This is a genomic window from Umezawaea tangerina (assembly GCF_003002815.1).
GTDB classification, from domain to species: domain Bacteria; phylum Actinomycetota; class Actinomycetes; order Mycobacteriales; family Pseudonocardiaceae; genus Umezawaea; species Umezawaea tangerina.
Genome location: NZ_PVTF01000001.1, coordinates 1,207,171 through 1,221,247, shown reverse-complemented (window position 1 = coordinate 1,221,247; position 14,077 = coordinate 1,207,171). Strand labels below are relative to the sequence as shown.

At 72.6% G+C, this 14,077-nt stretch carries 12 protein-coding genes; 6 read left to right on the top strand and 6 right to left on the bottom strand.

The window, feature by feature from the left end:
* The first annotated feature begins 6 nt into the window (after nucleotides 1–6).
* Entirely contained in the window at nucleotides 7–618 is a 612-nt protein-coding gene (locus tag CLV43_RS05815) for a TetR/AcrR family transcriptional regulator (RefSeq protein WP_106185826.1), read from the top strand.
* A gap of 74 nt (nucleotides 619–692) precedes the next feature.
* On the opposite strand, the gene CLV43_RS05810 is transcribed toward CLV43_RS05815, so the two are convergent.
* The gene (locus tag CLV43_RS05810; RefSeq protein WP_106185825.1) at nucleotides 693–1,163 is read right to left on the bottom strand and encodes a MarR family winged helix-turn-helix transcriptional regulator; all 471 of its coding nucleotides are present in this window, start codon (nucleotides 1,161–1,163) and stop codon (nucleotides 693–695) included.
* 57 nt (nucleotides 1,164–1,220) lie between these two features.
* On the opposite strand from CLV43_RS05810, the gene CLV43_RS05805 reads away from it, so the two are divergent.
* Nucleotides 1,221–2,087: an NmrA/HSCARG family protein gene (locus tag CLV43_RS05805; protein ID WP_106185824.1), complete on the top strand. Its 867-nt coding sequence runs from the start codon at nucleotides 1,221–1,223 to the stop codon at nucleotides 2,085–2,087.
* Between the two features lie 27 nt (nucleotides 2,088–2,114).
* Here the strand turns inward: CLV43_RS05805 and nudC are convergent, their stop codons facing one another.
* Genes nudC through CLV43_RS05785 form a run of 4 tightly spaced genes read right to left on the bottom strand, consistent with a single transcriptional unit; the run spans nucleotide 2,115 to nucleotide 7,467 of the window.
* Nucleotides 2,115–3,083: an NAD(+) diphosphatase gene (gene nudC, locus CLV43_RS05800; protein WP_106185823.1), complete on the bottom strand. Its 969-nt coding sequence runs from the start codon at nucleotides 3,081–3,083 to the stop codon at nucleotides 2,115–2,117.
* The gene (locus tag CLV43_RS05795) at nucleotides 3,080–4,495 is read right to left on the bottom strand and encodes a M16 family metallopeptidase (RefSeq protein WP_106185822.1); all 1,416 of its coding nucleotides are present in this window, start codon (nucleotides 4,493–4,495) and stop codon (nucleotides 3,080–3,082) included. The genes nudC and CLV43_RS05795 overlap by 4 nt, the downstream gene beginning before the upstream one ends.
* On the bottom strand, nucleotides 4,492–5,781 hold the full coding sequence (locus CLV43_RS05790) for a M16 family metallopeptidase (RefSeq protein ID WP_106185821.1): 1,290 nt from the start codon (nucleotides 5,779–5,781) through the stop codon (nucleotides 4,492–4,494). The genes CLV43_RS05795 and CLV43_RS05790 overlap by 4 nt, the downstream gene beginning before the upstream one ends.
* Before the next feature lie 9 nt (nucleotides 5,782–5,790).
* Nucleotides 5,791–7,467, bottom strand: a complete 1,677-nt coding sequence (locus tag CLV43_RS05785; RefSeq protein ID WP_106186067.1) for a DUF2207 domain-containing protein — start codon at nucleotides 7,465–7,467, stop codon at nucleotides 5,791–5,793.
* Nucleotides 7,468–7,604: 137 nt separating this feature from the next.
* On the opposite strand from CLV43_RS05785, the gene CLV43_RS05780 reads away from it, so the two are divergent.
* Entirely contained in the window at nucleotides 7,605–8,816 is a 1,212-nt protein-coding gene (locus tag CLV43_RS05780) for a neutral zinc metallopeptidase (RefSeq protein ID WP_281262144.1), read from the top strand.
* Between the two features lie 165 nt (nucleotides 8,817–8,981).
* Entirely contained in the window at nucleotides 8,982–10,706 is a 1,725-nt protein-coding gene (locus tag CLV43_RS49985; protein ID WP_281262143.1) for a neutral zinc metallopeptidase, read from the top strand.
* An 18-nt stretch (nucleotides 10,707–10,724) separates the two neighbouring features.
* Here CLV43_RS49985 and CLV43_RS05770 read toward each other — a convergent pair whose 3' ends face one another.
* Nucleotides 10,725–11,180, bottom strand: coding sequence for a hypothetical protein (locus CLV43_RS05770; protein ID WP_146174647.1), 456 nt, complete (start codon nucleotides 11,178–11,180; stop codon nucleotides 10,725–10,727).
* 117 nt (nucleotides 11,181–11,297) lie between these two features.
* On the opposite strand from CLV43_RS05770, the gene CLV43_RS05765 reads away from it, so the two are divergent.
* A complete protein-coding gene (locus CLV43_RS05765; RefSeq protein ID WP_106185818.1) occupies nucleotides 11,298–11,975 on the top strand; it encodes a response regulator transcription factor in 678 nt (225 codons plus the stop codon).
* The gene (locus tag CLV43_RS05760; protein WP_245886146.1) at nucleotides 11,972–13,318 is read left to right on the top strand and encodes a sensor histidine kinase; all 1,347 of its coding nucleotides are present in this window, start codon (nucleotides 11,972–11,974) and stop codon (nucleotides 13,316–13,318) included. The genes CLV43_RS05765 and CLV43_RS05760 overlap by 4 nt, the downstream gene beginning before the upstream one ends.
* Nucleotides 13,319–14,077 lie beyond the last annotated feature (759 nt).

Here is a 14,077-nt window from a genome sequence, read left to right as displayed (position 1 = left end):
TTCGGCATGACCGAGGTGCGGCTGACGCGGAAGGGGCAGGCGACCCGCGACCGGATCGTCGCCGCGGCGTCGGAGCTGATGTTCGAACGCGGGGTCGCGGGGACCAGCACCGACGACGTGCGCGCCGCGGCGGGCGTCAGCACCTCGCAGATCTACCACTACTTCAGCGACAAGCGGACGCTCGTGCTGGCGGTCATCGCGCACCAGACCGAGGCCGTGCTGACCACCCAGGAACCCCTGCTGTCCACCCTGGACAGCCTGGAGGCGCTGCGGGCGTGGCGGGACTTCCTGGTCGCGCTCCAGCAGGGCTACGGCTGCCGCGGCGGATGTCCCATCGGATCGCTCGGCAGCGAACTGGCCGACGTGGACGACGAGGCGAGGCAGGCCGTCGCGACCGGGTACACCCGGTGGGAGACGAGCATCCGCGCCGGGCTGCACGCCATGCGCGACCGGGGCGACCTGCGTCCCGACGCCGACCCGGACCGACTGGCACTCGCCACGCTGACCGCGTTGCAGGGCGGACTGCTGCTGACCCAGGTCCGCCGCGACACGGTCGCACTGGAAGCGGCACTGGACTCGATGATCGACCACATCGGGTCGTTCGCGCCCCCGCGCTAGTCGGCGACCACGATCCTCACCGGGCATCTCCGGGCCCGGCCACACCTCCCCGACGGGGGTCGGCGGTCGCCGCGCTAGTCGGTGGCGAAGCGCTGGGCGTCCCACCGGCCGTGGGCTTCGAGGAGCTTGCGGCCGATCCGCTTCAGGTCGGCCACGTCGCGGTCGCTCAGGTGGTCGGAGAACGACACGGCGACGGTGTCGCGGTAGGCGGGGGCGGTGGTTCTCTCCAGAACGCGCCTCCCCTCGGCGGTCAGCACGGCGTGCACCAGCCTGCGGTTGTCCTCCGGCTGCTCGCGGGCGACCCAGCCGCGTTTTACGAGGCGCTCGACCAGCCTGGTCCCCCCGCTGGGGCTTACCGACAGGTAGTCGGACAGGTCGAGCATGCGGAGCCTGCCGCCGTTCATCTTCAGCCGGTACAGCGCCGAGTGCTCCAGCAGCGAGCAGCCCGCGACGGACTCCATGCGCTCGCTCATCGCCGCCTGCGCGGCTTCCACACCCTGGTGCGCGTACAACCAGGCCAGCAGGGCGTCGCTCGGTTCGGTCACGGCGCGATCGTAGCAATTCGTTTGACGTCGGGATGTTTTTACGGTCAATCTTTGCGCATGACAACGTTGGTCACCGGCGCCACGGGTGCTCAGGGTGGGGCGGTTGCCCGGTTGCTTCTCGCGCACGGCGAGAAGGTCCGTGCGCTTACTCGACGTCCCGATAGTCCTGCTGCCGAGCGGCTGCGGGTGGCGGGGGCGGAGGTGGTCGGGGGTGACTTCGACGATCCGGTGTCGCTGAAGGCCGCTGTGGACGGTGCGACGGCCGTGTTCGCGGTGTCGACGCCGTTCGGGACGGACGTGGACACCGAGGTGCGCCAAGGGATCGCGCTCGTCGACGCGGTGCGCGGGGTGGAGCACGTGGTGTTCACGTCGGCGGCGAACGCCGACCGGGGTACGGGGGTCCCGCACTTCGACAGCAAGCAGCGGATCGAGGAGCACCTGCGGGGCAGCGGGGTGCGGTGGACGGTGCTGGGTCCGGCCGCGTTCGTGGACGACAAGTTCGGGGAGTGGTCGTTGAGCGGGCTGCGCGACGGGGTGCTGGGGTTGCCGTTGCCGTCGGAACGGGCGCTGCACCTGGTCGCGGTGGCCGACATCGCGGCGGTCGCGGTGCTCGTGCTGGAGCAGCCGGAGCGGTTCGCGGGAGTGCGGCTCGACCTGGCGGGTGAGGCGTTGACGCCGGTGGGGATGGCGGAGGCGCTGAGCGCGGCGATCGGGAAGCCGATCAGGCACCGCAGGCCGCCGGTGGACGTGGTGGAGCGGTACTCGCCCGATCTGGCGGCGATGTTCCGCTACTTCACCGACCCCGGCATGGACGTCGACGTGCCCGCGCTGCGGGCCGCTCTGCCGGAGATCAGCTGGCACACCTACGCCGAGTTCGTGCGCGGGCTGCCCTGGGACGCGATGCTGCGAGCGGCGGTGCGGTGACCACGGGCGTGGTCACCGCACCCGTGCTCAGGAAGCCTCGGCCCAGGAGGAGATCATCCGGTACGCGATGGATGCGCCGGGAGCGAGCAGCAGGTCGTCCACGCTGCCCGGCTCGGCCAGGGCCTGGCGGACCAGGGCGCGGCTGACCCACTTGGCCTGGGCGACCTCGCCGTCGGCGGGCACCAGCGGCTCGGTGGGGTCGGCGACGGCGGTGAAGCCGACCATCAGCGAGCGCGGGAACGGCCAGGGCTGGCTGCCGAGGTAGCGGATGGCGGTGGCGGTGACGCCGACCTCCTCCGCGATCTCGCGCGCGACGCAGGACTCCAGCGACTCCCCCGCCTCGACGAAACCGGCGAGGACCGAGTAGCGGCCTTCCGGCCAGCCCGCTCCCCTGGCCAGCAGCACGTTCTCGCCGTTGGTGCCGACACCGTCGTGGACCAGGCAGATGACGGCGGCGTCGGTGCGCGGGTACTCCTCGTGGGAGCACTTCGCGCAGACGCGGGCCCAGCCGGACTTGACCGACTCGGTCGGCGAGCCGCAGCGGGCGCAGAAGCGCGCGTTGCGGTGCCAGGCGAAGGCCGCCACCGCCGAGGTGAGCAGGCCCGCGCCGGTGTCGTCCAGCAGTGCGCCGACAGCCCGCAGGTCCAGCAGCTGCGGTTCGTCGGTCAGCTCCGGGAACTGCCAGGCCCGCGCCGGGCTGACCTGGGCCTCGGTCCCGTCGTCGACCGACGGCACGCCCCAGTACGCCACGCCGTCCTGCTCGCCGAGCAGGACGGCGTCGGACGGCGGGTTGTCGCCGAACTCGAGGGCGGGCTGGTCGACCAGCCGGGTCCCCTTGTCCGCCACCAGGGTGCGGCCGCGCTTGTCGACGACCAGCACGCGGGACTTCGGCCACAGCGCGGCCAGTCGCTCGACATCCGTTCGCAGCGGCTCCCGCCGGTCCACGGTGAACCGGGAGAGCGCGGGCAGGTCGAGCAGTTCGAACGGGTGGGTCACGGCAGCTTCACACCGCCCAGCGCCTTCAGCTGCGGGGCCAGCTTGTCCGCGTCGCCGACGAGCACGCCGGTGAACGCGGTGGGGGCGAAGAACTCCAGCGCGGCGGCGGCGACCTCCTCGACGGTGACCTTCTCCAACCGCTCGGGGTGGGCGACGAACCAGTCGAGGTCGAGCCCCAGACCGGCCAGGCTCACCAGGAACGAGGCCAGACCGCCCTGCGACGAGGTGGCGGTCAGCAGCGAGCCGATGGCGTACCGGCGGGCGACCTCCACCTCCTCCTCGCTCGGCGGGACCAGGCCGAGGCGGGCCAGCTCGTAGCGGGTCTCCAGCAGCGCGGCGGCCGTGACGTCGCTCGCGGTGTCCGCGTCGACCATCAGGGTGGCGCCGTGCGGGGTGAACTCCGGGTGCGAGCGGGCGCTGTAGGTGTAGCCCTTGTCCTCGCGGATGTTCTCCACCAGGCGGGAGGAGAAGAAGCCGCCGTAGACCAGGTTCGCCAGCTGGAGCGCCGGGTACTTCGGGTCGGTGCGCTCCAGCGCGCGGGCCGCCAGCCTGATCTGCGACTGCACGGCGCCGGGGCGGTGCACCAGCAGGACGTCACCGGGCGTGACCTGCGGCAACGGGCTGATCGTGACCGCGGTGCCCTCGCCGGTCCACGAGCCGAGAACGGACTCGACCGTGCCGACGATGGTGTCCGGGTCGATGTCGCCGACCAGCACGAGCACCGAGCCCTTGGGCAGCACGGCCCTGGCGTGCAGCGCGGCGACCTCGTCGCGGGTCACCCGCGCGACCTCGTCGGCCTCCGGCATCTCCTTGGCGAACGGGTGGTCGCCGTAGAGGTGCTTCTGCAGCGCCTCGCGCGCGATCACGTTCGGCTGCGACCTGGCCAGCGCGATCCGCTCGACCAGGCGGTCGCGTTCGCGGTCCACCTCGTCGGCCGGGTAGGTGGCGCCGGTCAGCACGTCGCGGACGACGTCGAGCACGGTGCCCAGGCCCGCGGCCAGGACGCTGCCGGAGATGCTCAGGCGCTCCGGGTCCACGACCGCGTCCAGCTCGGAGCCGACCAGCGCCAGCTCGGTGTCGATCGCGACGCGGTCGCGGGTCGCGGTGCCGGTGAGGATGGTGTTCGCCAGCACCTCCCCCCACGCCGAGTGCTGCGAGCCGACGCTGGAGGGGGCCGGGTCGGCGAACGGGACGCGCAGCCGGACCTCGACCATCGGCACGGACGCGCGGCGGACCGCGACCACCCGCAGGCCGTTGGCGATCGTGGTGTCGACAGTGGACAGGTCGGCGGGCGCGCGCTGCTCGCTCAGCTCGGGCAGCGGACGGGGCCCCTGCTCGGTGCGACCGATGTCCTCGGCGCTGCGGTGCGCGGACCTGCCTGCAGAGTCGAGCGTCGGAGACTGCGTGGTCACTCGGTACCTCCGGCGTTCGCGGGGTTGACGATGAGGATGGCGCGCGAGTCGGGGCGCAGCGCCTTCGCGGCGGCGGCGACCTCGTCGACGGTCACCGCGGCGATCCGCTCGGGCAGCTCGTGGATGAGCTCGGCGCGACCGAACAGCAGCTCGGCGGAGCCGAGGCCCAGCGTCCGGTTGGTCAGCCGGTCGTGCTCGCGGTGCATGGTGGACGCCCAGCGCGCGGTGACCTTGGCCAGCTCCTCGGCCGTCGGCGGCTGCTCGGCCAGCAGCTGGAGCTCCTCGTCCAGCGCCGCGACGACCCGCTCGACCGGCACGTCGGGCGCGTGGATCGCGGTGATCGTGAAGCTGTCGGGGTCGCGCGCCTCGAGCGGTCCGAAGAGGCCGCAGCCCGCGTTGATGTCGGTGACGATCGCGTCGCGGTGCACCAGCCGCTGCTGAAGGCGCGAGCCGTCGCCGTCGGTCAGCACGCCCGCGAGCACCAGGTAGGCGAGGTAGGCGTCCAGCTCGGCCACCGGGTCCGGGACGCGGTAGCCGATGGCGACCGCGGGGAACGGCGCGTGCGGGTCGGTGTGCTCCGAGCGGACCTCGCCCTTGGGGGGCTCCTCGGCGAACGACGGCCGCGGCGGCACGGTGCGGGCGGGCACGTCGCCGAAGTGCTTCTCGACCAGCGCGGTCGCGCCCTCGACGGTGAAGTCGCCCGCCACGGTCAGCACGGCGTTGCCCGGCGCGTAGTAGGTGTCGAAGAAGGCGGCGCAGTCCTCGACGGTCGCGTTCTCCAGGTCGGTGAAGTCGCCGTAGCCGTTGTGGGCGTTCGGGAACGTCTTGAACAGCACCGGCGGCAGCAGGATCCAGGGGAACCCGCCGTACGGCCGGTTCAGCACGTTGAGGCGGATCTCCTCCTTGACCACGTCGATCTGGTTGTTGAGGTTCTCCTGGGTGATCTTCGGGGCGCGCATCCGGTCCGCCTCGAGGAACAGGGCGCGCTCCAGGGCCGCCGACGGCAGCACCTCGTAGTAGTCGGTGTAGTCGGGGTGGGTCGACCCGTTGAACGTGCCGCCCGAGGACTGCACGTGCCGGAAGTGGGCGAGCTTCTCGAGGCTCTCGCTGCCCTGGAACATCAGGTGTTCGAACAGGTGCGCGAAACCGGTGCGCCCTTCGGGCTCGGACCGGAAGCCGACGTCGTAGTGCACGCTCACGCCGACCACCGGGGCACTCGTATCGGGGGCGAGCACCACCCGCAGTCCGTTGGGAAGCGTGAACCTGTGCAGTTCGGGTAGCGCCATGAAAGCAGCCTACGGCTTCTGCCCCCGGAGCGATCGGAGGTGCCCCGCCTGGGCGAGCACGCCGTCGAGCGCGCCCAGAAACGCCGGGAAGTGCCGGGCGAACCGGCCGAGGTCCGCGCTGCCCTCGGACTCGCCGAACCAGTACAGCCCCGGCGTGCCGCCCGCCCCCGACTTCAGGGGCGCGAACGTGCCGAGCCAGCGTTCGGTGGCGCCGAGGACCACCGCGTAGGGCAGGGACCGGGAGAAGACCATCTCGCGGTCGGCCTCGGGGATGTCGCCGGGCGCGACCGAGTGCAGGTAGCCGCGCAGGCCGCGGACGTGCTCCAGCAGCGCGCTACCCCGCTTGGTGCGGGCGGGCATCGACCGGGCGCCGAAGGTGAGGGCGAGGCCCGCGACCACGACGACCAGGCCGAGCAGCGCCGCCCCGCCGCTGAGCGCGAGCCCGACGGTGAGCGCGGCGCCGAGGACCGCCAGGACGACGCCGTAGAGGGACCAGCGGCCGCGGACGGAGTCGGGGCGGCGGGTGAACCAGTTCTTGTCGACCACGTCGGTGTAGAGGCGGTCGCGCACCTCGGCCAGGTCGATCCGGCGGGAGCGCAGCTCCGACAGCAGCACCGCGTCGGTGCCCTCGGGCAGCAGCACCTCGCACACGGCCCGCTCGTAGCCCGACAGCGAGTCGTCGACCGGGTTGCGCCGGACCAGCCGCCAGTCCATGACCCCGCCGTCGGAGCCGACCTCGGAGATCCACAGGTAGTTGCGCACGGCGAGGTCGATCACGGTCGCCGTCACGTCCACCACGTCGACGTGCTCGTCGACCACCGTGCCGACCTGGCCGGGCAGCACGCCGTCCGGCGAGGCGAACGCGACCCCGCCGCCGGGGCTGGTGACCAGGACGTCGACCGGGCCGACGTCGGCGGCCAGCGCGCGGGCGTCGCGGCCGCGCAGGAACCAGAGCAGGACGAACCCGCCGACCAGCGCGACCACCAGCACCGCGAGGCCGAGCGCGCTGGCCGGGGTGAGCGCGAACGCGGCCGCCAGACCCCCGCTCTCCACGACCACGGCGTTCGCCGGCGCGGCGCCGTCCTGCAGGCCGATCGCGATGTCGACCCGGTCGCCCGCGGCCAGCGAGATCTCCTTCGCGCGCACGCCCCGGCCGTCGCCGAGCTCGGCCGTCGTGCATGGCGAAGAAGTGCCAGGAGGACCGGCCAGGCAGGTCACCGAACGCGGCGCGTCGGGGGCGATCACCGAGATGGAGACCGAGTCCAGGGTGGTGTCCCACCCGCTCGCGGGCTGCCACCTCAGCTCCAAAGCGTCGCCGATTTGAGCGACCGCGCCCGTCAGCACGTAGTGCACAGTGGAGGTGCCGGAGTTCAACGAGACGGTGAACTCCTCGGCGTTCGCGGACGCCGAGCCAGAGCCCTCGACGGAGGCGTCATTGATCTCGAACACCCGGTCGCGGTTGTCGCCGACGGCGATCCGCAGAGGCACGGAACGGTGGACCGCCTTGCCCTCGGGCACGGTCACCACCTCGGTGACGGTCACCTTGCCGTCGCGTTCCAGCTTGAGCCGCACGTCGGTGCCCACGGCACCGGGCAGCGGCTGCTGGCTGGGCTGGGCGAAAGCCGGTCCCGCGAAACCGCACAGCGCGACCGCGCCGATGATCGCCATTCCCCAGTTTTTCAACACGGCCGCGGACAATAGCGGAGTCCGCCTATGCTCTTGTGCTGATTCGGGTAGAAGCGATAATGGGGGAACCTCGACCAATGACGCAACCACCACCGCCGGGTGGCTGGCCGCCACCGCGACCGGTCGGGCCTCCGCCCGTGCCTGCGCCATTGCACCCCCAGCAGCAGCCCCACAACCAGGCGCCGCCGCCCCCTCCCTGGTACGGCGGGCCGCAGCCCCCGCAGGGCCAGCCGCCGCTGCCGCCGCCCCGCCCGGTGATGCCGCCGCCGATGGCCGCGCCGCCGCCCGCGCCCTGGGGCCGGCAGCCGTTCCAGCAGTCCCCGCCGCAGCTCCCCCCGCAGCAGTGGGGTCCTCCCCAGTACGCGCCCTACCCGCCGCCCCGCAAGAACAACGGTCCGCTCGTCGCGGGCGTCCTGTTCGCGGTGGCCATCCTCGGCATCGCGATCATCGGGGTCGTCGCGGCCACCGGCACGCCGAAGCGGGCCAGCGACTCGGCCTACTCCGGGTACTCGACCTACAGCTACACGGCCCCCACGACGACCACGACCAGCGCCACGACGACGACCAGCGCGCGGACCCCCACCAGCCGTTCCGCCACGTCGGCCACCTCGTCCAAGCCCGCCGGGCCCAAGGCGGTCATCAAGCTCGGTGACAACCCCATCCACGGCGCCGGGCTCGGCGCGTTCGACATCGACGGCTGCCCGCTGCCCGGCATGGACTACTCGCCCTCCGGCCAGGAGGTCTTCCTGCGCGCCGCGCTGCCGTGCATCGAGGCAATGTGGAAGCCGTCGTTCACCAAGGCCAACCTGCCCTACCAGCCGGTCGAGCTGGTCATCGTGACCACGACCATCACCAACCCGTGCGGCTCGATGGGCCCGGACCGGACCGCCATGTACTGCGACGGGACGATCTACTGGACCGCGAACTACTACGCCGGTGAGCAGGGCACGAACAACCCGAACCACCCCGGCAAGTACCTCGGCCAGCTCGCCCACGAGTACGGCCACCACATCCAGTGGCTGTCCGGCGTCCTGCGCGCGTCGAGCGAGGCCCAGTACGACAAGGGCGGCTGGGACACCCCGGCCGGGCTCGACCTCAACCGCCGCAAGGAGCTGCAGGCCACCTGCTTCGGCGGCATGTCCCTCGCGCCCCTCTCGCACGGCGCCATCCCCGGCGACGTGATCGACGTCGCGCTGCGCGACGCGAGCACCCGCGGCGACTACCCGATCTACCCCAACCGCGACCACGGCGCGCCCGAGCGCAACGCCGCCTGGGTCAACCGCGGGTTCACCACGAACCAGACCAGCGCCTGCAACACGTGGGTGTCGGACGCGGAGAGCGTCAGCTGAGCCGGGCTCACGGGGGCGTGTCCGCACCGGACTCGCGGCCGGGGACGTACGGTGTCGGGGCTGTTGGTCGCGGTGATGTGACGGGGGCGGATCTTGGTCGCTGAGGAGCCGGTGGACGCCGCGGGTGCGGTGTCGGGGGATTCGGCGGCTGGTGAGGACGGTCCCGTGTCCGAAGTCGACACCGGTCGGGTACCGGACGGGGGTGTCGGGACGGCTTCGGGCGGAGCGGACGCGACGGTGGTCGTGAGGCCGGTCCGGGTGTTCGAGGCGAGCGCCGACGCCACCGTCGTCGTGCGCCCCGTGCGGGTGTTCGAGGCGAGCGCCGACGCCACCGTGGTCGTGCGGCCGGTCGGGGACGTTCCCGCCACCGAGGCCGTGGTCGTCGACGCGGTGGTGAAGGAGCAGGCGGAGGACGCCGAGTCCGGTCCGACCACGCCGGCTGACGGCACCGCGATCATGCGACCGGTCGAGGCCGCTCCGACTGCCGCCGAGACCGCACCCGACAGGACCGCGATCATGCGACCCGTCAGCACCGCCCCGGCCGCCGCCGAGACCCCGGCCGCCGCCGAGACCGCGCGGACGGAGTACGTCGAGCCCGACGGCACCGCGATCATGCGGCCGGTCGGGGACGTCCCGGCGGCGGACGTGTCCGACGGCACCGTCGTCGTGCGGCCCGTCGAGGTGGTCGAGGCCGCCGACGTGGTCGACTGGCCCGAGGAGGCGCCCGACGCGGACGCACCCGACGCCTCCGACGCCCTCGATGCCGTGGACGAGCCCGCGGACGAGTCGGCGCGCCCGTTCGACGACGCCGAGACGGTCGTGTTCGCCGGTGTCCTGGACACCTCGGACCTCGACACCCCGGACGCCGACACCCCCGACTCCGACATCCCCGACTCCGACACCTCGGACCCCGACAGCGAGGCCTCCGACAGCGCGCACTCCGACGACGCGGACGCCGACCCGGTCATCCCGGCCCAGGCCACCCGCACCACCCGCGCCACCCGTCAGAAGAACAGCCCGGCGATGCTGGTCGGCGTGCTGACCATGGTCGTGTGCTCGGTGCTCGGCCTGGCCGTGGTCAGCCGCATGGACAAGTCCACCACCGTCACCGGCAGGCCCGTGGCCGCCCCGCTCGCGCTGGCCAAGCCGTCCAGCACCGAGCCCGTCCGCCCGCGCGCCATCCAGCGCCTGGAAGACCACCCGCTGCTCGTCAAGCCCACCTCCCTGCCCGAGATCACCTGCGACCTCCCGAAGTTCGGCACCTCCGACGACCAGCTCGCCGCCTACTACACGGCGGGCGTCCTCTGCCTCAACGACGCCTGGGGTCCCGTCCTCAAGGCCGAGAACCTCCCCTTCGACCCGCCCCAGCTCGACGCCTCGCCGGAGTTGTCGGACGGCCCCTGCGGCGCCGCCCCCGCCTCCGAGGACGCCGTCGCCTACTACTGCGGCCGCAACCGCATGATCTACATGCCCACCGGCAGGCTGCGCGAGAACGGCGGCGGCGACCGCCCCGCCACCCACCTCGCGACCCTCGCGCACGAGTACGGCCACCACGTCCAGGCCCTGACCGGCATCCTCCGGGCCGCCGACCAGAAGATCGTCAACGCGGGCGAGAAGACCCCCGCGGGCCTGGAGATGTCCCGCCGCATCGAGCTCCAGGCCAACTGCTTCGCGGGCATGTTCCTCAGCGCCACCGGCGGCAAGGGGTCCATCAGCTCGGAGCTCGCCAACCGCGCCGAGGAGGACTTCCAGTACGCCATGGAGGAAGCCCCCGACAAGAACGCCCACGGCAGCCCCGCCAACCAGGGCAACTGGGCCCAGAGCGGCTACGAGTCCAACAGCACCGCCTCGTGCAACACCTACGCGGCCCCCGCCGACCAGGTCGGCTGACCCGGTGTCGCGCCCGGACTAGGAGATCGCCGGGAACACCGACCTCAGCCGCGGCACCGGCCTGCTGACCAGGTACGCGTAGAACCCGCCCGCCAACCCGCTCAGGCACAGCATCAACGTCTCCAGCCGCGCCCTCAGCGGCGGCGCGTCCGACGCGGCACCGGCCGTCTGCACGGTCAGCTCCCCCGACCGGTCCTCCGGCAGCAGCACCTCGACGACCTCGGCCTGCCGGTGCCCGCACCCGTCGAGCTTCGCCTTGCGGACCTGCCCGTCCACCTTCACCTCGACCTCGTCGAGCGCGCTCCCCCCGGCCCCGCAGGACGCGGGTCGGGTCACGGTCGCCGAGGCGCGTTGCAGGGCGGCGGTGCCCGCGCCGGTGAGCGGCCACCACAAGGCGACCGCTGTGCCCAGGCCCACCAGTGCGATGACCAGCAGGACCAGACCCCACGTCACCGGGCTCCTTCTGACCGCCACGCCGAGGATCGTTGCAGACCGGCCGGTGCCTGGTAACCCCGCCCGGCAGTTGATGATCACCTGAGCGGATGCTGAAGGTGGTGGGCCGGTCGCGCCGCGCGGCCCCAGAATGAGCGGGTGTCTACTGCTGCCAGGGTGCTGGTCATCGAGGACAACGAGGCCATCGGCGCGGCCGTGGGGTCGGCGTTGCGCGACGCGGGCTACCAGGTGCAGGTGCGCCCGGACGGGCGGGAGCTGGAGAACGACCTCGGGCGGTTCCGGCCGGACCTCGTGGTGCTGGACGTGATGCTGCCGGGGCGGGACGGGTTCGCGCTGCTGGAGGTCGTGCGGCGGTCGAGCGGGGCCGGTGTGGTGATGCTGACGGCCCGCGACGGCGTGGCGGACCGGCTGCGCGGGCTGGACCGGGGCGCGGACGACTACCTGGTGAAGCCGTTCGTGCTGGCCGAGCTGGTGGCCAGGGTGAGCGCGGTGCTGCGTAGGCTGGGTCGTACGCCGTCGACCGTGCAGATCGGCGACCTCGTGGTGGACGCCGACTCCGGTGTGGTGCTGCGCGGTTCCGAACCGGTCGACCTGACGGCGACGGAGTTGAGGCTGCTCCGCTACCTGGCGGCGCAGCGCGGCCGCGTCGTCGGCAAGACCCAGATCCTCACGGCCGTGTGGGGCTACGAGGACTACGACCCGAACCTGGTCGAGGTGCACGTGAGCGCGTTGCGTCGCAAGCTCGAGGAGAACGGCCCCCGCCTGCTGCACACCGTGCGCGGCCTGGGGTACGTGTTGCGGGCCGACGAGCCGTGAACAGGCTCAAGACGGTCTCCCTGCGGCGGCGGGTCACCCTGTCGGTGATGATCGTGCTGTTCGCGGTGATGGTGACGCTGGTGTTCGTCGTCGACGCGCTGTTCGCCTCGCAGTCGAGCCGCGACATCGAGACCGTCCTGCTGGACCGGGCGCGCACCGCGCAGCAGCTGGTGAAGACGCAGAAGGTGTCGGGCAACGAGCTGGTGCACAAGGTCGACGGCCGCGGCGTCCAGGTGGAGCTGGTGCTGCAGAGCGGCGCGACCTACGGCGGCCGACCCGACGACAACGAGCGGTTCAAGACCATCACCCGCACGTTGCCGGACGGGTCGACGATGACGTTCTACGGCGACACGTCGGTGCTGTCCGCGGCGCAGATCCGGTTGCGGAACCTGCTGGTGGCCGTCGGGCTCAGCGCGCTGGCGGTCACGGCGGGCGCGCTGGTGTTCGTGGTGCAGCGGGCGTTGGCACCGCTGGACGCGATGACCACGCTCGCCCGCTCGATCAGCGGCGGCGACCGCGGCCACCGGCTGAACCCGTTGCGCACCAACAACGAGCTGGGTCGGACCGCCGCCGCGTTCGACGACATGCTGGACTCGCTGGAAGGCGCCGAGACGACCGCGCGGGCGTCGGAGGAGCGGACCAAGCGGTTCGTCGCGGACGCCGCGCACGAGCTGCGCACCCCGCTCGCGGGCGTTCAGGCCGTCGCCGAGGCGCTCATGCAGACCGGCCTCGACGAGGCGGGCGCCGAGGAACGCGACCGGATGAACCTGCTGCTCGTCCGCGAGTCCCGCCGCGCCGGACGGCTCGTCGACGACCTCCTCGCCCTCGCCCGCATCGACGCGGGCCTGGAGCTCCAGTTGGAACGCGTCGACCTGCTCGCCCTCGCCGAAGCCGAGGTGTCGCGCAGCAGGCTCCTCGCCGCCGACCTCGACATCGAAGCCGACGGCATCCCGGTCGTCGTCCTCGGCGACCCCCAACGCCTCGCCCAGATCCTCGTCAACCTCTCCGACAACGCCCGCCAGGCCACCGGCCCCCAGGGCAAGGTGCGGCTGGACGTCGGCGTGTTCGCCGGCCGCGCCGTGCTCACCGTCAAGGACAACGGCCCCGGCGTCGCCAACCCCGACCGCGAACGCATCTTCGACCGCCTGACCCGCCTCGACGAAGCCCGCGACCGCCGCCACGGCGGCTCCGGCCTCGGCCTCGCCATCGCCCGCGGCGTCGCCCGCGCCCACGGCGGCGACCTCACCTGCACCACCCCCCAACCCGGCGAACCAGGCGCCACCTTCGCCCTGACCCTGCCCCTGACACCGGGCTTGACCAGCCGCAGCCTGCCGCCGGGCTGACCGGGCCACCGACTGGAGGACCTAACCCAAACCACCGACTCAAGCCGCCGCATCCCGGACATCCCCCGCCACTCCCAGGGGGGCTGGCCCTTCGGCCAGTTTACCGGTGGTGGGGGTCTGAGGGGGTGATGTGGATCTTGCCTGTGGATGGGTGGGGTGGGTGTGGACAACTTCGGATCTTGAGCAAGCGGTCACCAGGCGCGCTGCACGGGGTTCGAGGTCCGGGGCGGGGTCCGAACCCGAGGTCCGGAGGCGGAGTCCGGGGGCCGGGGCATACGGGCACCCGACCACGCTGCGCGGGAGTCCGAGGTGGGGGTCTGAGGCACGCTGCGCGTGTCGGGGACCCGAGATCCGGGGCGGAGTCGGGGGTCGAGTCCGGGGTCTGGGACACGCCGACATCCGGCCACGCCGCATGGGAGTCCGAGGTCGGGGGTTCGAGGCACGCTGCGCGGGGTCCGGGTTCGGGGATTCGCAACCACGCTGCACGGGGCCGGGGGCCGGGACACGCGGACATCCAGCCACGCTGCACGGGAGTCCGAGGCCCATGGGCCGGGGCGCGCTGCGCGGGGTCGAGGGTCGGAAGTCGAAGGCCACGCTGCACGGGTTCGGAGTCCAGGCGGTGCGCGGTGCGCGGTGCGCGGTGACAGGCAAACGCATAGACAGGGGTGCAGGTTGGGGGCGGGAGAGGTGTGACGCCAGAGACACCCGGCACCGGGATGGGCGTGACTGCCGCCGAAAGCCACAGGACCTCAGCACCAT

Excerpts from the sequence above, each read along its gene's own strand:
- CLV43_RS05815 (WP_106185826.1), top strand. The coding sequence starts at position 7 with ATGACCGAGGTGCGGCTGACGCGGAAGGGGCAGGCGACCCGCGACCGG.
- CLV43_RS05805 (WP_106185824.1), top strand. The coding sequence starts at position 1,221 with ATGACAACGTTGGTCACCGGCGCCACGGGTGCTCAGGGTGGGGCGGTT.
- CLV43_RS05790 (WP_106185821.1), bottom strand. The coding sequence starts at position 5,781 with ATGGCGCTACCCGAACTGCACAGGTTCACGCTTCCCAACGGACTGCGG.